Source organism: Sphingobacterium sp. LZ11T8, from assembly GCF_024261425.1.
GTDB lineage: Bacteria > Bacteroidota > Bacteroidia > Sphingobacteriales > Sphingobacteriaceae > Sphingobacterium.
This window is the reverse complement of the sequence record NZ_JANBZY010000007.1, coordinates 246,883-266,689: the sequence shown is the minus strand read 5'-3', so window position 1 is coordinate 266,689 and position 19,807 is coordinate 246,883. Positions and strand designations below refer to the sequence as shown.

Here is a 19,807-nt window from a genome sequence, read left to right as displayed (position 1 = left end):
ACTATAAAGGGAATAAAATTTGATAACTTAGGTGTACGAAAGGCATTCTATGAAATTTGAGTTAACATCAGAGTATAGACCAACAGGTGACCAACCTGGAGCAATCAAAGAATTGGTGAGTGGCGTGGATCAGGGCGAAACCTATCAGACCCTTTTGGGGGTTACAGGTTCGGGGAAGACATTTACTGTAGCGAATGTAATCCAGCAAACCCAGAAGCCCACCTTGATATTGAGCCATAACAAGACCCTTGCGGCGCAGCTGTACGGAGAATTCAAGCAATTCTTCCCGAACAATGCGGTGAATTATTTTGTGTCCTATTATGACTACTATCAACCCGAGGCTTTTATTGCCCATACGAACACGTATATCGAGAAAGATCTGGCTATCAATGAGGAGATTGAAAAGCTGCGATTGGCAACGACTTCGGCCCTGATGTCTGGAAGACGTGATGTTATCGTGGTTTCATCGGTTTCCTGTATTTATGGTATGGGTAATCCGGAAGACTTTTCCAGGTCTATATTCCGTTTCGGCGTAGGGACTACCATCAGTAGGAATGCATTCCTGCATAAGTTGGTCGAGATCCTGTACGCACGGACTACTGCTGAATTTAAACGTGGAACATTTCGCGTAAAGGGCGATACCATAGATGTTTACCCTGCATATTTGGATGTAGCCTATCGTGTTTCCTTCTTTGGAGATGAGATTGATGAGTTGAGTGAAATCGATCCGGTTTCGGGAAGGACTTTGGAAAAACATGAAAGCCTGGCTTTATTTCCAGCGAATCTTTTCGTGACGCCAAAGGATAAATTTACCCAGTCCATCTGGTCGATTCAGGATGAATTGGTAGCTCGGAAAACCCAATTGGAGGAAGAAGGAAAAATGCTGGAAGCTAAAAGGTTGGAAGAACGGGTGAACTACGACTTGGAGATGATGCGTGAGTTGGGCTATTGCTCGGGAATCGAGAATTATTCCCGTTTCTTTGACGGCCGGGATCCGGGCATGCGACCGTTCTGCCTGTTGGATTATTTCCCTGATGATTATCTGTTGGTGATCGATGAGAGCCATGTGACCATACCGCAATTGCGGGCAATGTATGGTGGTGACCGATCCAGGAAGATTTCCTTGGTTGAGCATGGTTTCCGCTTGCCAGCAGCATTGGATAACCGTCCTTTGAACTTTCCGGAATTTGAGTCTTTAACCAATCAGACCATCTATGTTTCAGCGACTCCTGGAGATTATGAACTGCAACAGACCGAAGGTGTGGTGGTGGAGCAGGTGATCCGTCCGACTGGACTGTTAGATCCGGTTGTGGAAGTCAGACCGGCGGTGAATCAGGTGGACGATTTCTTGGAACAGGTTGATAAAACGATAAAAGAGGGTGGAAGGATTTTGGCTACGACCTTGACCAAACGTATGGCTGAGGAGCTGACCAAATACATGACCCGATTAAATATCAAGGTTCGGTATATACACTCAGAGGTAAAGACTTTGGAAAGGGTCGAGATCTTGAGGGGACTGCGTCTGGGCGAGTTTGATGTATTGGTAGGGGTCAATCTATTGAGGGAAGGACTTGACTTACCAGAGGTGACCTTAGTGGCCATCCTGGATGCGGATAAGGAAGGCTTCTTGCGTTCGGAAAGATCCTTGATCCAGACCATCGGTCGCGCAGCTCGTAACGACAAGGGACGTGTGATCATGTATGCCGATAAGATGACAGATAGTATGCGTGTGACAATCGATGAAACCAATCGCAGAAGGGATAAGCAGATTGCCTATAACCTGGAGCATGGCATAACACCTAGGACAGTAGGGAAGACCAAAGAGGAGATCCTGGAACAAACTTCAGTGGCTGACTTTAAAGGCGAACCTAAGTTTTATGTTGAGCCGGAAGCAGGTGCCTCCGTTGCGGCTGATCCTTTGATCGAATATATGAGTGAAAAGGAAATGAAGAAGGCGATAGAAACTGTGAGAAAACGTATGGAGAAAGCTGCCAAGGAAATGGAATTCTTGGAAGCTGCAAAACTTCGGGACGAAATGTTCTCTCTGGAGAAAACCTACGAAGAGAAATTTGGAGCAAAATAATTTTGTTTTAAACCTGTAGAATTTTTGGAGGTCTAAACACAAAAGCCTCCATTATGAAAGCGATCCAGCACAGCCTTATTTTAGCGTTATTTTTTTTCCTATCCTTCCAGGTTAATGGACAAGAAATAAATAAATCAATAGATATAGTTGGTTTTACCCAAGACCAGACCTTTGATCATCTCAAGCAATTTGCGCTTGAGAATGATTATTTCATCAAGAAGTTAGACCGTGCAGAGGGTTTTATACAATTAGGATTTCTCTCGAGGACCAATAACCTCTTTAGAAGTGATTATAAACTAGCCATTAATGTGCTATTGAATTCCGTCAATGAAACTGATTGTAGAATTACCTTGCAGATCTATATGCAGGAAGGAACTACAAGAGATTTAATTACTACTTATGAAGATAAAGGAATGATTAAGTCTGAAAAAGGCTATTCCGATCTGCTTTCGTTGATTAAAAGATATATGGATAGGCAAAGGGAATAACAACGAGAATCACTGCTTGTTGATTCCATCAATTATTCCTTTTCCAGTTTAAAGATCCTGCCTCCAATGCTTTCAAATTCTATTTCCAGCTTTGAAGCAACCTTACTTTCCTGGGTATTGATCAGGTCCTGCATCTTGTAGTTTCCAGTCAGACCTAAACTTTTCAGGTCAATTTCAAAATGGGCATGAGCTTCCTTGAAGTTGATTGCAATCAAATAAGCTTTGTTTCCTTCGCGTTTCAAATAGACATTGCTGGTTCTATTATCCTGCATGATTGGAAGAGGTCTAAAGCTTTTTCCATTTTTTATGATGTTCAGGATTTCTGGGTTCTGAAGAATGGGTTCCATGCTGTTATGCCACTCTTCGACCTGGGAGAAATCATCACCTAAGATCAATGGTCCAGCGACAACTCCTGAAAGGAACCTTGCTATATTGACATCATGGGATTCGCCTGTAAACACCAAGTGGTCAGCATCGATATAATCATAGAGGTAGGTCTGCCAGAAGCCAAAGGTTATGGCGTTTAGGGTATAGGCTGTTTGATCGATCGTTTTCCAAGCATCGCAAGCTATCCTACGCATGTGGGCATACCTATAAGTGGCAAGGGAAGGGGATATGGCTGCATAGATCAGCATTTGATTATCTAACAGCTCATTCAGGTAAGTCATCCCAATCGCATAGGCTTGCATTCCGGTTTTGACATTTGGATTGTAGAATTTACTTGATTCTATAGCAGCATGGGAAAGGAAGTCTATTTTGATCATCTTGAACCCACATTCCTTTAGTTTCCCGAGGATGTATTTCATTCTGGCCTGCGTGCCGGGATGGGTAGGGTCCAATGCCCTGCCACCGTCAAGGTCATGGAATCCGGCACTGGTCTTGGTCCACATCTCTCCGAAGGTATAGTCCGATCCCTCGGCTTTTCGATCAGGTCCAGAACCATGCCCCCAATCAGTAAATGGAGCCCAATACACCCCAGGTTCCAATCCTGAAGCTTTACAGTAATCGGCAAATTCCTTTAATTTACTGTAATCACCTGTCATTCCTCCCGGTACCATATTGTCCCAGAAAGAATCTAGGTCGATATAGGCATTTCCGTTTTCATTTCTGAATTTTGGGAGTCTGTCCTTGAAATAATCCACCGTTGCGGTCGCATTTTCCCAGGAAAGCTTGGTTTGGATCACGCCCCAGCTGTTCCAACCTATTGGAGTGCCTGCTGTCCATGCCTTGATGTTGGGAGGAAAAAGTTTTCTTTGGAATTTTGCAAATTCATCCAGACCGTCTTGCCAATTTTTGGAATAAGAGATCAGGATTTTGGAGGAACGGATTTCATTCCCGGAAAGATAACCGTGCTCCATGGAATCGCGGGTAACACTTGCCTTGACAAAGCCATTTTTGACTTCAAGGTCTGTTTGCTGTTGATCTTGCTTCGCCAAGATCCCCGTTTTCCAGGTTGATTGGTCCAAAGATGCGGTCAGGAATCCGGATTGGTCATTATTGTCATATAGAATCCCTAACTCAGAGCTTTCATACGGTTCGGATGCAAAATCTTGCTGCTTGTATTCGATAAATGTATCGTTGTCGAAAGGGACAAAGACAGAACTCAAGTTTTTTCCAGATAGAAGGGATTGTCCTTTTAGTTGGAAAGGCGATAATGCATTTGAGCTGATGTTCCTGCCTTTCAAGACGAGCTCCATAACGAAAAAAGGACTTCCCTCATAGAAATAGAAGTTTTGGATGGCTTTTGTTCCATTTTTGGAGAGATGCTCAATGGAATAGCAGATTCCTGAGCCTGCATTGTCTTTAAACTTTTGTTTTAAGGCCCTGGGATTTGATGAGGAAACATCTTGAACAGCGCCGCTTTTTAATTGGTAGCTGGATATGGCATTTTCAAATACCAGTTTCTTGTTTTCTAACAAGGAAAAACTACCTTTTTTGAGGTCGTATCGAAATTCTTGATTGTTGTTGAGTTTGACTTCAATTTGAGCTTGAAGGGTTTGGAATGGCAAGCAAAGAAGGCATATTAGCCAGAATAGGTTCGAAAATTTAAATAACATCTTGATTAGGTTGTACGGTTTTCATGAATAGGTTGCTTCATAAAGTTGTCCAATGTACATCAAAAAAACGGGAACAAATGGGGCTGGGTACAAAAAAATAGGCTATAAAAGAGTTTATAGCCTATTTTTTACAAGAAATTATCGAGTTACAATAATCTTGAAGGGAACTGTTTTATATTTTCAATACTTAATTGTTGCATGACTTGATAAAGTTGCGCTTTAAACATGTTAATGGTATGGTCTCCACCTTCATCGCCTAAGGCACCCACTCCATACATGAATGGTCTTCCCATAAAATTGAAGTCAGATCCCACTGCATAGGCGCGTCCAAGGTCTACACCTGATCGGATACCTCCATCCAACATGATCGTAACCTTGCTGCCATAGCTGGTATTTTGTGTCAAGCGGATCAAGGAATGGATAGAAGATTCACCGGCATCAATCTGTCTACCGCCATGATTGGAAACAATTACGCCATCGACTCCGATGGAAATTGCAGCTTCCATATCTTCTTGGGTTGTGATGCCCTTCAACAGCAGTGGACCTGGCCATAGATCACGGATGGCCTTTACCTTTTGGATGTTTACTTTACCTGTAAAGGTCTTGTTCATGAATTGCCCCAGTTGGGATAGGTCAAGACCTTTTTCCATATAGGGTTGTAGGGTTGCAAAATTTGGGATGCCGTGCTGTAGGGTCTTGATTCCCCATTCAGGACAGATCATGGCCTGGAATATATTGCTGATATTCATTTTGGGAGGCATGGACAGTCCGCTCTTGATTTCGCGATAGCGAAGGCCAAAGGATGGTACATCGACCAATACCACCAGCACTGGACATTCCACGGCTTTAAGCCTATTTAATATATCGTCACGAAGGCGATCTTCGGTAGGGTGATAGAGCTGGAACCAGGCTTCGCCATTGGAAACTTCGGCAATTCTTTCAATGCTTGAGGTCGATACCGTACTCAGGATATAGGGAACATTGTTCTTTGCTGCTGCCTTAGCCAATATTTCAGGTGCATTAGGCCACATCAGACCCTGCAAACCGATGGGGGAAATCCCAAAAGGTGCGGAATAGGTTTTTCCGAAGAGTTCAACGGACATATCGATATCTCCGGAAACATGGAGGTATTGCGGCTTTAAAAGAATATCATCAAAATCATTCTCATTTCTGGCCAAATTGAGCTCTTCATTACATCCGCCTTCCAGGTAATCAAATGCAAATTTTGGAATGCGCCATTTCGCTCTTTTCTTCAAGTCAGCTACAGAAGGATACCCTGGGTTATAGGGATACTTGATTTTTACACTCATTTTTATTTAAGATTTAGGTGGTGCCCACGAAATTACGGTTAAAAAATTGAAATATCCATCCTGTGCTATGCGGTGGGAACCAGAAATAGCTATTTAAAATATTTTAAAAATGGGACTTTTAGTCGATCAGGAGTTTCTCTACGACCTCTTTGTTTTTGGAAGTTCCGTAAAAAAGAATGTAATCGACCTTGGTTGTTAAGCCAGATGTGCCATCTTTTTGTCTAATGAAAATCCTGTTTACTTTTATTTTTAGCCCATTGACGGTAGTCACAACGTAGGCTTTGCCTTTTGTTGGAACGGTCAGGTAAAATTTCTGACTGGGAAGCGATACAATGGTTGCTTCGTAGGTATGGGCGTCAATAGGCTTGGCTTCGATGCCATAGGCAAAGTTTTTCTGAATACCGGTAAGGGGTCTTATTTCTCCGGACTTATCAAATATTTGGCGATAGACCCGGATTGGTTCATCTTCGTCCACTTTATTTGATCCATTCTTATTCAGGTCGTAGATAAAGGTGTTCTTACCTCGATTGTGTTGGATATAGAAGAGCAGGTTTTCTTTGTTGGTTGGAGTAGGGTAGCCTTCTTGGGCTTGTGCATAGTGAGTAGTAACGAATATCAGTAAGCTCAAAATGAATCTATTCATCTTATTTATTTTGATGGGAAGTTACTGATATTCGCATTAAGTGATAATGAAATTTTAGTTAAAGTTTAATTTGTTCCCCCGCGTCCCCCAAACAGCTTGGAAATCAACCATATTACGAGGACAACGGCGCCAATCACTAAGATGATTCCCCACCACATCCCTGCTTTAAAAATTCCTTCAATTAACGAACAGCTGCTGAACAATGATGTTGTCAGTGCAAGTGCCAAAAATCCAATATATCTATTCATAGTTCTGTGTTTAGTTTATTAAACAATTTCAAAATGATAATGTTTGATATGGAGGTCTACAGTGGGAATTGCCATAAAGGTGAAATGATTCTCTTCGTTACTTTTGAAGCCTTCTATAGCGCATTTTGATTCTGAACGTATAGTGAGGAATCTGTATGGTTTTCTTATACCCATGCGTGTCATCCTGGACCGAAGGTGCAGGAACCGTTCGCCAAGATTATTTGTCTGGTTCCGAGAACCTTCGTGCCTCAGGTTGACAGGGGTAAAGGATTATTTTTGAGCTATACTGCCCTAGAAGGGCAGATTTATTTTAGCAATCCCATCGCACAGGGCAACGGCATTCTTTCCATTTTTCCGCCATTGGAAATGAGCCGGTGGCTAAAGGGCTTCCTTCGGAAGGATAATGTTTGTCTACAAAGAGAACCCACAGCGTGGGTGAAATATTTTTCAATGAATCTTTCTGTGGAAAGAAAATAGATTGCTCATCTTACGATTTCGCAATGATAACAATCCATTAAAAAAAACAGTAATAGATTCTTCGTTTCACTCTGAATCCCTCTCAGAAAACTTCTGATTCTGAACAATTCGTGAAGAATCTGTTCGGTACTCCAGCAAAAGGCTCTGTCATCGTCAATCGAAGATTGACGAACTGTACGCCAATACCGGTTTATTTACAGGAAAGCTATGCTATGTTCCGAGAACCTTTCTTCTTCGGGTAACGGCATGATACGCTGATACTGTGTGAGATGTCTCATTTACGCTAATAAATGTGGTAACAACAATTTTATGAAATAAGAAAATTATTAACATAATAATTATTTGTACGTTTGGTGAATATAATAACCAATTATGAATAAAAAACTCAATTTATGGGACTCCATTATGATTGTCATGGGTTCTATGATTGGAAGTGGGATCTTTATTGTTTCATCGGATATGATGCGACAGTTAGGGTCGGGCTATTGGCTGATTGATATATGGCTGATTACTGCGGTTGCGACCATTGCTGCCGCAATCTGTTATGGTGAACTTTCTTCGATGTACCCTAAAGCTGGTGGACAATATACCTACCTGACTGAAGTCTTTGGGAAAATGACTGGCTTTCTGTATGGATGGAGCTTATTTGCCGTGATCCAGACAGGAACCATTGCCGCTGTTGCGGTTGCTTTTGGCAAATTTGCCGGCTACCTCTTTCCACAGCTGAATGATGCAGCTCCCATTTACCAGAATGGCACCTTTATGATCACCTGGATGCAGATCCTTGCCATTGGAATCATACTGTTGTTAACTTTTATCAACAGTAAGGGGGTGCGGAGTGGCAAGATTGTCCAATCCGTCTTCACCTCTTCCAAGGTCATTGCCTTATTGGCCCTGATCGTTGGCGGGCTTCTATTGATCGAGAGCAATCAGTTTTCAGGGAACATGAGCTTCGGTTGGTCTGCTTCGCAGAATCTTGACCATTCAAGCTGGAAAGAGATTTCAGGTAATGTGTTGCTTGGTGGAATTGCTGCGGCCATGGTAGGTTCGGTTTTCAGTAGTGTGGCCTGGGAAAATGTAACCTTCGTGGCGGGGGAGATCAAGAATGCGAAGAAGACTGTGGTGATAGCCATGGTGATCGGAACCAGCTTGGTGATGATCCTCTACCTGTTTGCCAATTATGTTTATTTAGCCACTTTAAATCGAGAAGAAATTGCCTTTGCCGCGAATGATCGAGTTGCGATAGCTGCTGCTGAAAAGTTATTGGGAAGCGCAGGGACCATTATCATGGCCATATTGGTGATGATCTCAACCTTTGGCTGCGTGAATGGAATTGTGCTTTCAGGAGCAAGGGTTTTTCAGAGCATGGCCAAGGATGGCCTTTTCCTGAAGCAGGCCATTCCAAACAACAAGAATGATGTTCCGGAAAAGTCACTCTGGTTTCAGGGAATCTGGGCTTCGCTATTGTGTTTGAGCGGGCAGTATGGGAACCTATTGGACATGGTGTCCTTTGTGATCGTGATTTTCTATATGATCACGGTCCTGGCGATGATGTATCAGCGCTGGAAGAGACCTGATCTGGAAAGACCCTATAAAACATTCTTATATCCTATCCCTCCATTGGTCTATCTCTTGATCGGAACAGCTTTCTGTGTGCTTTTGATCTTGTATAAACCACAGTACACCTGGCCTGGGTTTATATTGATCCTGATGGGAGTGCCGATCTATTATTTTGCCAATCGAAAGAAACCTGTATTAAAATAAATGATAAGTAAAAGGCCGAACAAAAATTGCTCGGCCTTTATCTTATTTTAAATTACTAATGTTTCTTATTCAGCTCTTAGGATTTTGGCAGCTTCTACCATAGATTCTAAGGCAGCTTTAGTTTCTGGCCAAGCACGAGTCTTCAGACCACAGTCAGGGTTTACCCATAATTGCTCTGCAGGAACTACTGCTTTTGCTTTGCGTAATAAGTTAACCATCTCTTCTGTGCTAGGAACACGTGGAGAGTGGATATCATATACACCTGGACCAATATCGTTAGGATATTTGAAGTCTGCGAAAGCATCTAACAGTTCCATTTGAGAACGAGAAGTCTCGATGGTGATTACGTCAGCATCCATGGCAGCGATATCTTGGATAATATCGTTGAACTCAGAATAGCACATGTGCGTGTGGATTTGTGTATCGTCATCAACATTGGATGAAGAAACGCGGAATGCACGTACAGCCCAGTCTAAGTATTCCTGCTGATCAGCTTTGCGTAGAGGAAGTCCTTCACGGATAGCTGGCTCATCAATTTGGATGATCTTGATACCTGCTTTTTCCAATGCCTGAACTTCGTCCAAGATTGCCAAAGCGATTTGGTATGTAGTTGTAGAACGAGGTTGGTCGTTACGTACGAATGACCATTGTAAGATGGTTACAGGACCAGTCAACATTCCTTTTACAGGACGGTTGGTCAAAGACTGCGCATAAGCAGACCAACGAACAGTCATGTCTTCAGGACGGTAAACATCACCAAAAATAATTGGAGGTTTAACACAACGAGAACCGTAAGATTGAACCCACCCGTTTTGTGTGAATGCATATCCAGCTAATTGCTCACCGAAGTATTCCACCATGTCATTACGTTCGAATTCACCGTGTACCAATACATCGATATCTAAATCTTCCTGTAAACGGATTGTTCTTTCTGTTTCAGCAGCGATTTCTTTATCGTATTCTTCTTGAGAGATGGCACCTTTTTTCAAGTCAGCTCTCCATTTACGAACATCCTTAGTTTGTGGGAATGAACCGATTGTAGTGGTTGCGAATCCTGGAAGATTGAACTTCGCTTGTTGCGCTTCTTTACGAGCGTTGAAAGTAGAAGTACGCTTAGCATCTTCATCAGTGATGTTGCTGACGCGGTTTTTAACCTCTGGTCTGTGGATTAATGGAGAAGTACGGCGGCTCTCAGCAGCTTCTTTGTTTGCTTCGAAACGTTTTTGTGTTTCAGCATCAACTTCACCTTCAGCCAATACTGCAAGGTCTTTTACCTCAGCTAATTTTTGTTTAGCGAATGCTAACCAGTTTTTAACCTCAGCAGGTAGGGACTCTTCATTGTTCTCATTGTCCAAATCAAAAGGAACATGCAATAAAGATGAAGAAGGAGCGATCCAAACACGGTCTTTTCCTAAAGCATCAACAGCTTGTTTGATTTTTTTCAATGAGTTTTCGTAGTCGTTTTTCCAAATGTTACGGCCTTCAACAACACCTAATGAAAGGGTTAGGGAAGCAGGAACTTTGGATAATATCGTGTCAAGTTGGTTTTCACCACGAACTAAGTCTAGGTGTAACGCATGCACAGGAAGGTTAACAGCAATGTCTTCGTTGTTTCCTAATGCCTCGAAGTATGTAGCAACGATTAATTTGATGCCTTTGGCAGCTGCAGCTAACTTTTCGAATACTTTTCCGTAAAGAGCTTTGGTAGCATCATCGATATCTAAAGCCAAGAAAGGCTCATCGATCTGCACGTATTTAGCGCCAGCATCAGCAAGTTTAGCCAAGATCTCTTCGTATACTGGAAGTAATCTGTCGATTAGATCGATACGGTTAAAATCAGCTTCTTTTTCTTTACCTAACAATAGGTAAGTGATAGGGCCAATCAGGACAGGTTTAGTTTCGATACCTGATTGTTTTGCTTCATTGTATTCACTTAGGAATTTTTCTGAAGTCAGTTTGAATTCTTGATCTTTCACGAATTCAGGAACGATATAGTGGTAGTTTGTATCAAACCACTTGGTCATTTCCATGGCAGTTACATCAACGCCACCTTCTTGGAAACCACGAGCCATCGCAAAATATAAGTCTAGGTTATATTGGCGATCGATTTTGTTCAAAAGGGAGTTGTAACGAGCGGGAATAGCTCCAACAGTTAAAGATAAGTCTAGGACTTGGTCATAGAATGAGAAATCATTCGATGGGATCAATTCGATACCTGCATCTTTTTGAGTCTTCCAATTGCTTTCACGGATTTTAAGTCCAGCCTGCAATAATTCTTCCGCGCTGATTTTCTTTGCCCAGTAAGCTTCGTTAGCTTTCTTCAGTTCACGGAAAGCACCCACACGTGGGTAGCCTAAATTGTTTGTTAATAGCATATAGTTCTCTACTAAATTAAATAAATTCCAATAAGTCTTTTTGCTAAGAGAAGGCTACCTAGGATTCCTGTAACCAGCTTATCTTTCCCAATCGGGGTAGAATGTAGCACCTTGTCAAGAGACAGGTTGCTAAGGCTTCATCGGGTCTAGTCCCTCTGCCTTTCTCTATAAGCGTCGGCTAAGTTATGGATAAGATTTTTATTTTCCAAGGAAAAAGATTTTAGATGTGAGATTTGGGATATGAGAAAGCGAGGGTTTTCTATATTTTAGTTCATTGAGTATGAGAGAAATCGTGGTTTAAAAGTAGCTGGATATAATTCTATCAAAAAAGGGGCAAAAATACTTTTGCCCCTTTATATATTTTGATTTTGGATATGTATAAAAACGGTCAACCCTATTTAGGGATGGACACTCACATCTCACATCTCATATCTCACATCCATCCTTAGCTAACCAACAATTTATATCCTTTACCATGCACATTGACGATTTCCACGTTTGGATCTTCTTTGAGGTATTTCCTCAGTTTACTTAGGAATACGTCCATGCTTCGGCCGGTAAAGTAATTGTCGTCATGCCATATTTTGATCAGGGCTTCTTCGCGGGTCAGGACATCGTTTTTCTTTAAGCAAAGCAAACGAAGCAACTCGGCCTCCTTGGTAGACAGTTTCTGTTGTTGACCTTTGTAGGAGATAATCTGACTGGTGTAATCGAAGAAATAATCGCCGATCTCAAACTTGTCTGATATTTCTTCTTCTTTGTCCTTGGAAGCTCTCTTTAATAGCGCATTTATTCTCAATAAAAGTTCTTCAACACGGAAAGGCTTGGTGATATAGTCGTCACCACCTAGTTCGAAGGCCTGGGTTTTGTCCTCCATCATGCCTTTTGCAGTAGCATAGATGATAGGGACCGTCTGATTGATCTTGCGGATATCCTTTCCAAGGGAGAAGCCATCTTTTTTGGGCATCATGACATCCAGGATGCAAAGGTCGAATTCTTCCTTTCGGAAGGCATCCATTCCTTCTTGACCATCTGTACAGAGCACAACGTCAAATTTTCCTTTTAATTCAAGATAATCCTTCAGTAATTCGCCCAAATTAGGATCATCTTCTGCTAATAATATCTTTTGATTCATACTTTTCTCTTTCTTATGTTATGCTACTTCCTTGGATGCGTCCTTTAAAGGAAGAGTTACTTCAAATTGTGTGCCTTTATCTTTTTCGCTTTTTACGGAGATTTTTCCGTTCAGTCTTTTGATGATATCGTTAACATAGCTTAGCCCTAGACCGAAGCCTTTCACGTTGTGGATATTTCCCGTAGGTATGCGATAGAACTGGTCAAATATCTTTTCCTGTTGGTCCTTGGTCATTCCCATTCCCTTGTCTGCAACGGATATTACGATACTGTTCCCTCTATTAAAAGTCTTAAAAGTGATTTCTGGTTTTTCTTGAGAGTATTTAATTGCATTGTCGACCAGGTTGAACATCACATTGGAAAGGTGAAGTTCATCGCCAACCACTAAATCATTGCCTGCTGAAATGTCAATATTCAAGGTGCCTTCTGCCTTGTCCATCTGTAGTCGCATGCTCTCCAAGACTGCGTTGGCCAAGGAGTTGATGTGCACATTGGTGCGCTCGATCTTTAGGTTTTCTTTCTCCAGACGGGCAATGTTCAGGACGCGTTCGATATGCGAGCCTAAACGGACATTCTCATCGTAGATAATGTTTGCCAATTTGTTGACACGCTTGCCATCGGCGGAAATCTCAGGGTCACGTAAGGATTCACTAGCGATCATGATGGTGGCTACCGGTGTCTTGAACTCGTGGGTCATGTTGTTGATGAAGTCGGTTTTCATCTCCGACATCTTCTTCTGCTTGAAGATGATGCTCAACGTATAGGCAAAACATCCGATCAACAGCGCCAATAAGGCTAGGATGGTCGGAAATAGCCAATAGCCCATGGTCTCGGCAATAATTCCGCCCTTGTTAGGGAAATGTATGCTGAGCTCGCCAGGAGCATTGCCACGGTCTCCTTGGAATAGTCTAGCGGTATAGATCAAAGGATTATTGACTTCCTTGAGTTGCTCATTGTTGAATTGATAGACTCCTTGGAAAACGGGCATCTTATTGAAATCCTTGATCTCCATGACGAAGGAGGATTTTATTCCTCTTTCACGGAGTTCGTGGATCAATAGATTGACGGTTTTCTTCCCGTTGATACGTTCGGCCAAAGGTCTTTTGGATAATTCCATACCCATGGCTACATCGGCGATTACAGAGCTTTTCTTGCCTCCTAACATGGCAATGGTGTCATATAGTGTTGCGGCCTCTGATAATCGCTGTCCTCTCAGGTTATTGAGCTTAATCTCGAGTTCCTCGATCTTTGACAGGGTCTTGGAATCATAACGAGGGGGTAGGGTCCTGATCTGGTAAGCAATCGCTTCGGTGGAAGGTGGGTTGAATACGGGGATCAGGTATCGGGTACTATCGTCCTTCTGCGCAATCCTAGGAACGACCTTGATGGCCTCCACATTGGTGAACTCTCCAATGGTATTGTCGGAGGTTAGGCCCTGTTCCAAGGTGATTCGCACTAGGTGCTTGTATTCTTTTCTCTTTAGGTACGTTTCATAGAAATCATTGCTGATGGGTACCGCCGGGAACTGTTGGTTCAGTTCTCTTTCCAGAAAGTTGAACCTGGTGGTATGGGCAAAAGCCCTTCTCTGCAAGGTTTTGATGCTGTCCTGGTATTGCACCTGCAAGGCAAGGATCTTTTCGTTCTTTTGGATGCGTTCCTGGTCAATCCTGAACTTCTCTTGGTTAAGTCGTTCTTGTTCCCTTGCGAAATCATAGATTTCCTGACGCTCGATCTTATTGGCCACGGCAGAAAGGGATGCCTTGACTTCCTCATCAAAAAGTTTGGACTCCTTGATGAAGGATTCCCGCACAAAATAATACTGCATTGCCATTACGCCGATCAGCGCGATGGACATAAGCCAAATAATCAATGCAATACTTCTTTTTTTCATTTGTTACAAAAGTAATAAGGGAAAACAGCTAATTTTCTCATTTAACACAATTTAACAGCAAGTTTTTAGCTTTTTTAGCAGAATAGGATTTCTTTTGTTATAGAATAATGACTTAAGATACTGATTATGAAAAATTTCATCTTGATTTCCTTCTTATTCCTGATTTGGGCAATTCCTTCTTCTGCTCAAAATAATCAAAATATTCAAAAAAAGAAACCATTAGATTTTAAGGTTGACCTTAATCCCAAGGATAGTTTAAAGCAGTTCAAGATCCCCTTGTTGGATTCCATGAATAAATCGGTAGAGATTCCAAATGCCTATAAGGGTAATAGACAGGGCTTTATGGTTACTCCACATGATGTGCTGAAGGATCATGATGATACCGTAATCTTGGAGAAAAAACTGTCAGGTGAGGGGTCGGTGAAAATGCCGGGGACAAAGAAGCTGGACGAGCATTCCATGATTGTCAAACAGGATTCAGCGACCGTCAAGTCGCCAATAATCAAGAGATAGCTTGAAAATAGACGATACAAAAAAAGAGCCTCATTGAGACTCTTTTTTTGTATCGTTTTGTAATTATTTTACTTCAGAAACACGGATGGTGTTCGTTCTGCCTTTCTCATGAAGAGGGGTAGAAGAAGTGTTGATTACGATCTGGCCAGGTTCTACCAAGTGACGTTCTCTCAATAAGTAGTTTACATCTTGGATAGTACCATCAGTAGATTCATATTTTTCGTAAATGAATGCCTTCACACCCCAGCATAAGCTAAGCGTACGCAACAAGGATTTGTTACCTGTGAAGACATAGATGTCAGCATCAGGACGGTAGCTGGAGATTTCCATGGCAGTATAGCCAGAAGAAGTCATGACAGCAATTGCTGAAGCATGGGTTTTCTCTGCCAAGAAGATCGACGAGCTACATATTGCATCTGGAATACGCGTTACAGGAACAGTACCTAACTGCTCTTTTTCGCTGTAGTACGGATATGAAGTCGCTTCAACATGGGTGATCACTTTCGCCATAGTCTCGATTACGATCTCTGGGAATTCACCAACTGAAGTTTCACCACTCAACATCACAGCATCAGCACCATCGATTACAGAGTTAGCAACGTCATTCACCTCCGCACGTGTTGGGCGAGGGGTAGTGATCATACTTTCCAACATCTGTGTTGCAATGATAACCGGTTTTGAAAGGTTACGACATTTTTGAGCAATGATTTTTTGAAGTCCCGGTACTTCTTCCATTGGAAGTTCAACACCTAGGTCACCACGAGCAACCATGATCGCATCCGTAGCTTCGATAATGCTGTCGATATTGTCAATAGCCTCAGGTTTTTCGATCTTAGCGATCACCTTAGCATGTGAACCTTTTTTCTTGATGATTTCCTTACATTGTTTGATGTCTTCAGCTGAACGCACGAAAGACATGGCAATCCAGTCAGCACCGTGGTCAAGCGCGAAGTTCAAGTTGTCTAGATCCTCTTCTGTTAATGAAGGGATAGAAACTTTTGTATTAGGAAGGTTTACACCTTTTCTAGAAGTCAGGATTCCCCCGTGAACAACCTCACAAGTTACTGTGTCCAAGTGGTTTGTTGAAAGAACGCGCAATTGCAGTTTACCGTCATCCAATAGGATGATTTCTTCTTCTTTTACGTCGTTAGGGAAGTTGTCATAAGTGATGTAGATTTTCTTTTCGTCACCGATAAGTTCGTGCGTAGTCATTTCTACCGTGCTTCCATTGACAAGGATAGCACCACCTTCTTTCATTTTTCCGATACGGATTTTAGGACCTTGAAGATCGGCTAAAATACCTACGTTGAAAGGGTGTTCTTGGTTGATTTCGTTGATTGTGTTGATTACCTTTAAGTGATCTTCCTGAGAACCGTGTGAGAAGTTAAGGCGACATACGTCTACCCCTTTTGCAATCATACGGGTTAAAACATCTTTTTTTGAAGAAGCCGGACCTAGTGTGGCAACAATTTTGGTCCGCTTTTTTAGTTTATCCATTTAAATTAAATTTTAAATTTATATTCTCTATTAAGTCATTTCCTGCTTTATTCTCCCCTTAAAGCAGATGATTAGGTTTATGTGTATAAGATACACTATCTTAATAATCCGCTAAAATATCAGATTTTCTTTAGATTTCAATATTGTTGGGTCTATTTCTTTTACTAAAAGAACTTCCGGAATAGACTTAATGTTTTCTAAAAGAGCATCTAAATCCTCCTCGTCGATAAAATGTTTGATCATCAGGAAGTAATCAAAGCTACTAATTTCAGGTATTAACGCGGCACCTTCGACCGAGCGGTTGCTCAGCAAATAGAATTCAAATTCGAAAGATTGGTTATGGTACCTGAAGATGTTGTAGTGATTTTTTACGACGGGTTTGTTTTTCTTGGATTCAAAAAGAATGTGGTAATCCAGTTCGTCTTTGGGTTTTTCCTTGTTGTGGCCGTTATGGTCCGTGTAATCTTCCTTCCCGTAGACCAGCTGGAGTCCGGTATGCTTGTTGATAAAGTGGCAAAGTCGATAATCTCTCAAAACCGAACTGATCCCAATTAGGACAAAATCGAGTTCCAGGTCAAAGTCAGTTTCGAGTTTAAAGGTTATTTTGCTCAAGTCAATTTGTTTTGATGATTTACAAAATTACGTTTTTACTGCATTTAAGTTTGAAGGTTAAGTAAAAATATCATTAAATATGCATTAAGTTTGTAAAACTTTATTTGTTTTAGTATTATTGGATTAAGGTTAATTAATAAGGTGTTAAAAACTTTATTTAAGATGACTTTGTTCTTTATTTAGTTTCAAAAGTCAAAAAGATTTGATTTTTGGGAATATTTATTTTTTCTTTGCACAGATTTATTAAACAATTAAACTAGAAAATCATGTCAGATATCGCATCAAGAGTAAAAGCAATTATCGTAGAAAAGTTAGGTGTAGACGAAAATGAAGTGACACCAGAGGCTTCTTTCACGAATGATTTAGGTGCAGACTCACTTGATACAGTTGAGTTGATCATGGAATTCGAGAAAGAATTCAACGTTGCAATTCCTGATGACCAAGCTGAAAACATCAGTACTGTAGGACAAGCAATCGCTTACTTAGAAAAAAACGTTAACTAACTAATTTTATTAGGCCAAACATCATAAATGGAGCTTAAGAGAGTAGTTGTAACAGGATTAGGCGCACTTACACCTATTGGTAATTCCGTTTCAGAATACTGGGATGGATTAATAAACGGTGTAAGTGGAGCCGCTCCTATCACGCACTTTGATGCGTCAAAATTCAAAACACAGTTTGCCTGCGAAGTCAAAGGTTTTGATCCGCACGTCTATATGGACCGTAAAGAAGCCCGTAAGATGGATCCCTTTGTCCAATATGCTATTGCATCTACCGATGAAGCAGTAAAAGACGCAGGTTTAGATTTCGATAAATTAGACAGGACGCGAATTGGTGTAATTTGGGGCTCTGGAATTGGTGGGTTAACAACTTTCACTGAGGAAGTTGCACAGTATTCCAAAGGGGATGGAACGCCTAGGTTCAATCCTTTCTTTATTCCCAAAATGCTTATCGATTTAGCTCCTGGCCATATTTCTATGCGCCATGGATTGCAAGGTCCAAACTTCTCATCAGTTTCTGCTTGTGCCTCGGCTACCAATGCAATGATCGATGCCTTCACTTACATCCGTTCGGGAAGGTCCGACATTATTATCACCGGTGGTTCCGAAGCGACTATCAATGAAGCTGGTATCGGAGGTTTCAATGCGATGCACGCGCTTTCTACCAGGAATGACGATCCTAAGACAGCATCTCGTCCATTCGATAAAGATCGTGATGGATTTGTGTCTGGCGAAGGTTCCGGAGCAATTGTGTTGGAAAGCCTAGAGCATGCATTAGCGCGTGGAGCGAAAATTTACGCTGAGGTTGTAGGTGGTGGAATGAGTGCAGATGCATACCATATCACTGCTTCTCACCCGGAAGGATTGGGAGCTAAATTAGCCATGACAATGGCAATCAAGGACGCTGGAATGGATTTCTCCGATATTGATTACATCAATGTCCATGGAACATCAACTCCGGTGGGAGATGTTAGTGAAACCAAAGCTATCGTTGACCTATTCGGTGAACATGCTTATAATCTGAATATCAGTTCTACCAAATCCATGACAGGTCACCTTCTAGGTGCTGCAGGTGCGGTTGAAGCTATTGCCTCTATCTTGGCAGTCAAAAATGATATTGTACCTCCAACGATCAATCACTTCACGGATGATCCTGAAATTGACAGCAAACTGAACTTCACGTTCAACACAGCACAAAAAAGAGTTGTAAATGCTGCCTTGAGTAATACCTTCGGTTTCGGAGGCCATAATGCAACAATTATTGTGAAAAAGTATAATGGTTAAAATGTATTCATTTTCACCATGCTAAACATTTAAATAGGTAGTTGCATTTTTCAACTACCTATTTGTTATTTATAGTTACCATGCCTATCACACAGGTCTATAATCTATATCTGTCTCCAAATCGAAATTACGTTCGAAAACTAAAGAACTTGCTTGGTTTCGTACCTGGCAATGTACGCCTGTACCAAATGGCCTTCAGACATAAGTCTGTAGCGGTCATGATCAAGGATGGCGTCAAGAACAGTAACGAGCGTTTGGAATTCCTAGGCGATGCGGTTTTAGGATCGGTGGTAGCTGAATTGCTCTTCAAGCTCTATCCATACAAGGATGAGGGGTTCTTGACCGAGATGCGCTCAAAGATCGTATCCAGGGCAAACCTGAACCAACTTTCCCGTAAGTTAGGTTTTAATGAGATGATTGAATTCGATGCCCGAATGATCAGTTATCCAAACAAGCAAGGATCTCTTCTCGGAGATGCCTTTGAAGCCTTGGTAGGTGCTGTCTATCTCGACAAAGGTTACACCTTTACAAGGGAATTTCTCTTGTCTCGCATTATCAAGCCCCATGTCGATATTCAAACACTGGAAGTGACCGAAACAAACTTCAAAAGCCGCTTGATCGAATGGTGCCAACACAACAACAAAGAAATCAGCTTTATGCAGGTCGATAACCCAGAAGGTGAGTCCAATAAGATGTTTTCTGTGGTAGCTGTCGTTGATGGCGAGGAATGTGGCCTTGGACGTGACTTCAATAAAAAGAGCGCTGAAAAGATCGCTGCAGAACGCGCTTGCGAATATTTGAAGATATTCGAAGAGTAGTATTGAAATATGAGAGGTTAGATTTGAGATATCAAATCTGATAAGCCATCGTTTTTAATCATACTTATTGATTCCATTGTTTTAATGATTTGAGCATCGCAAAGATTTTGATT

17 protein-coding genes and 1 riboswitch are annotated in these 19,807 nt (G+C 41.7%); of the genes, 8 read left to right on the top strand and 9 right to left on the bottom strand.

The window, feature by feature from the left end:
• Window positions 1-49: 49 nt before the first annotated feature.
• On the top strand, window positions 50-2,083 hold the full coding sequence (gene uvrB / locus NLF99_RS16730; protein ID WP_185213291.1) for an excinuclease ABC subunit UvrB: 2,034 nt from the start codon (window positions 50-52) through the stop codon (window positions 2,081-2,083).
• Between the two features lie 53 nt (window positions 2,084-2,136).
• Window positions 2,137-2,571, top strand: a complete 435-nt coding sequence (locus tag NLF99_RS16725; protein WP_254529644.1) for a hypothetical protein — start codon at window positions 2,137-2,139, stop codon at window positions 2,569-2,571.
• Window positions 2,572-2,603: 32 nt separating this feature from the next.
• Here NLF99_RS16725 and NLF99_RS16720 read toward each other — a convergent pair whose 3' ends face one another.
• The 4 genes from NLF99_RS16720 to NLF99_RS16705 form a co-directional block, all read right to left on the bottom strand.
• Window positions 2,604-4,628 (bottom strand): alpha-galactosidase, encoded by a 2,025-nt coding sequence (locus NLF99_RS16720; protein ID WP_254529642.1) that lies wholly within the window; start codon window positions 4,626-4,628, stop codon window positions 2,604-2,606.
• 146 nt (window positions 4,629-4,774) lie between these two features.
• Window positions 4,775-5,938: an alpha-hydroxy acid oxidase gene (locus NLF99_RS16715; RefSeq protein WP_254529640.1), complete on the bottom strand. Its 1,164-nt coding sequence runs from the start codon at window positions 5,936-5,938 to the stop codon at window positions 4,775-4,777.
• Window positions 5,939-6,056: 118 nt separating this feature from the next.
• Entirely contained in the window at window positions 6,057-6,581 is a 525-nt protein-coding gene (locus tag NLF99_RS16710) for a DUF4833 domain-containing protein (RefSeq protein WP_185217645.1), read from the bottom strand.
• A 65-nt stretch (window positions 6,582-6,646) separates the two neighbouring features.
• Window positions 6,647-6,829, bottom strand: a complete 183-nt coding sequence (locus NLF99_RS16705) for a hypothetical protein (RefSeq protein ID WP_093100438.1) — start codon at window positions 6,827-6,829, stop codon at window positions 6,647-6,649.
• A gap of 587 nt (window positions 6,830-7,416) precedes the next feature.
• Here NLF99_RS16705 and NLF99_RS19755 point away from each other — a divergent pair.
• Both NLF99_RS19755 and NLF99_RS16700 read left to right on the top strand, forming a co-directional pair.
• Window positions 7,417-7,548, top strand: a complete 132-nt coding sequence (locus NLF99_RS19755) for a hypothetical protein (RefSeq protein ID WP_302328342.1) — start codon at window positions 7,417-7,419, stop codon at window positions 7,546-7,548.
• A 130-nt stretch (window positions 7,549-7,678) separates the two neighbouring features.
• Entirely contained in the window at window positions 7,679-9,070 is a 1,392-nt protein-coding gene (locus NLF99_RS16700; RefSeq protein ID WP_254529638.1) for an APC family permease, read from the top strand.
• 65 nt (window positions 9,071-9,135) lie between these two features.
• On the opposite strand, the gene metE is transcribed toward NLF99_RS16700, so the two are convergent.
• The 3 genes from metE to NLF99_RS16685 all read right to left on the bottom strand — a co-directional run bounded on the left by metE (window position 9,136) and on the right by NLF99_RS16685 (window position 14,470).
• Window positions 9,136-11,445, bottom strand: coding sequence for a 5-methyltetrahydropteroyltriglutamate--homocysteine S-methyltransferase (metE, locus tag NLF99_RS16695; protein ID WP_254529636.1), 2,310 nt, complete (start codon window positions 11,443-11,445; stop codon window positions 9,136-9,138).
• Between the two features lie 75 nt (window positions 11,446-11,520).
• Window positions 11,521-11,619, bottom strand: a riboswitch (SAM riboswitch).
• Window positions 11,620-11,890: 271 nt separating this feature from the next.
• Window positions 11,891-12,580: a response regulator transcription factor gene (locus tag NLF99_RS16690; RefSeq protein WP_254529634.1), complete on the bottom strand. Its 690-nt coding sequence runs from the start codon at window positions 12,578-12,580 to the stop codon at window positions 11,891-11,893.
• An 18-nt stretch (window positions 12,581-12,598) separates the two neighbouring features.
• Window positions 12,599-14,470, bottom strand: coding sequence for a sensor histidine kinase KdpD (locus NLF99_RS16685; RefSeq protein ID WP_185213298.1), 1,872 nt, complete (start codon window positions 14,468-14,470; stop codon window positions 12,599-12,601).
• A 126-nt stretch (window positions 14,471-14,596) separates the two neighbouring features.
• Here NLF99_RS16685 and NLF99_RS16680 point away from each other — a divergent pair, with 126 nt between their 5' ends.
• Window positions 14,597-14,983, top strand: coding sequence for a hypothetical protein (locus tag NLF99_RS16680; protein WP_254529633.1), 387 nt, complete (start codon window positions 14,597-14,599; stop codon window positions 14,981-14,983).
• 63 nt (window positions 14,984-15,046) lie between these two features.
• Here NLF99_RS16680 and pyk read toward each other — a convergent pair whose 3' ends face one another.
• Window positions 15,047-16,480 carry a pyruvate kinase gene (pyk, locus tag NLF99_RS16675; RefSeq protein WP_185213300.1) on the bottom strand — a complete coding sequence of 478 codons (1,434 nt, stop codon included), beginning with the start codon at window positions 16,478-16,480 and terminating at the stop codon, window positions 15,047-15,049.
• Between the two features lie 111 nt (window positions 16,481-16,591).
• Complete coding sequence (locus NLF99_RS16670) at window positions 16,592-17,092, bottom strand: IPExxxVDY family protein (protein WP_185217648.1); 501 nt, start codon at window positions 17,090-17,092, stop codon at window positions 16,592-16,594.
• Between the two features lie 266 nt (window positions 17,093-17,358).
• On the opposite strand from NLF99_RS16670, the gene NLF99_RS16665 reads away from it, so the two are divergent.
• The 3 genes from NLF99_RS16665 to rnc all read left to right on the top strand — a co-directional run bounded on the left by NLF99_RS16665 (window position 17,359) and on the right by rnc (window position 19,694).
• Window positions 17,359-17,595: an acyl carrier protein gene (locus NLF99_RS16665; protein ID WP_079643602.1), complete on the top strand. Its 237-nt coding sequence runs from the start codon at window positions 17,359-17,361 to the stop codon at window positions 17,593-17,595.
• Window positions 17,596-17,622: 27 nt separating this feature from the next.
• On the top strand, window positions 17,623-18,876 hold the full coding sequence (fabF, locus tag NLF99_RS16660) for a beta-ketoacyl-ACP synthase II (protein ID WP_185213302.1): 1,254 nt from the start codon (window positions 17,623-17,625) through the stop codon (window positions 18,874-18,876).
• 80 nt (window positions 18,877-18,956) lie between these two features.
• Window positions 18,957-19,694, top strand: a complete 738-nt coding sequence (gene rnc / locus NLF99_RS16655) for a ribonuclease III (RefSeq protein ID WP_185213303.1) — start codon at window positions 18,957-18,959, stop codon at window positions 19,692-19,694.
• The last annotated feature ends 113 nt before the right edge of the window (window positions 19,695-19,807 follow it).

What these genes read in the sequence shown, in the direction of transcription:
- NLF99_RS16665 (WP_079643602.1), top strand. Translation starts at nt 17,359, where the DNA reads ATGTCAGATATCGCATCAAGAGTAAAAGCAATTATCGTAGAAAAGTTA.
- NLF99_RS16680 (WP_254529633.1), top strand. Translation starts at nt 14,597, where the DNA reads ATGAAAAATTTCATCTTGATTTCCTTCTTATTCCTGATTTGGGCAATT.
- pyk (WP_185213300.1), bottom strand. Translation starts at nt 16,480, where the DNA reads ATGGATAAACTAAAAAAGCGGACCAAAATTGTTGCCACACTAGGTCCG.
- NLF99_RS16690 (WP_254529634.1), bottom strand. Translation starts at nt 12,580, where the DNA reads ATGAATCAAAAGATATTATTAGCAGAAGATGATCCTAATTTGGGCGAA.
- NLF99_RS16710 (WP_185217645.1), bottom strand. Translation starts at nt 6,581, where the DNA reads ATGAATAGATTCATTTTGAGCTTACTGATATTCGTTACTACTCACTAT.
- NLF99_RS16685 (WP_185213298.1), bottom strand. Translation starts at nt 14,470, where the DNA reads ATGAAAAAAAGAAGTATTGCATTGATTATTTGGCTTATGTCCATCGCG.
- NLF99_RS16715 (WP_254529640.1), bottom strand. Translation starts at nt 5,938, where the DNA reads ATGAGTGTAAAAATCAAGTATCCCTATAACCCAGGGTATCCTTCTGTA.
- rnc (WP_185213303.1), top strand. Translation starts at nt 18,957, where the DNA reads ATGCCTATCACACAGGTCTATAATCTATATCTGTCTCCAAATCGAAAT.
- NLF99_RS16725 (WP_254529644.1), top strand. Translation starts at nt 2,137, where the DNA reads ATGAAAGCGATCCAGCACAGCCTTATTTTAGCGTTATTTTTTTTCCTA.
- metE (WP_254529636.1), bottom strand. Translation starts at nt 11,445, where the DNA reads ATGCTATTAACAAACAATTTAGGCTACCCACGTGTGGGTGCTTTCCGT.
- NLF99_RS16705 (WP_093100438.1), bottom strand. Translation starts at nt 6,829, where the DNA reads ATGAATAGATATATTGGATTTTTGGCACTTGCACTGACAACATCATTG.
- NLF99_RS16700 (WP_254529638.1), top strand. Translation starts at nt 7,679, where the DNA reads ATGAATAAAAAACTCAATTTATGGGACTCCATTATGATTGTCATGGGT.
- uvrB (WP_185213291.1), top strand. Translation starts at nt 50, where the DNA reads ATGAAATTTGAGTTAACATCAGAGTATAGACCAACAGGTGACCAACCT.
- NLF99_RS16720 (WP_254529642.1), bottom strand. Translation starts at nt 4,628, where the DNA reads ATGTTATTTAAATTTTCGAACCTATTCTGGCTAATATGCCTTCTTTGC.
- fabF (WP_185213302.1), top strand. Translation starts at nt 17,623, where the DNA reads ATGGAGCTTAAGAGAGTAGTTGTAACAGGATTAGGCGCACTTACACCT.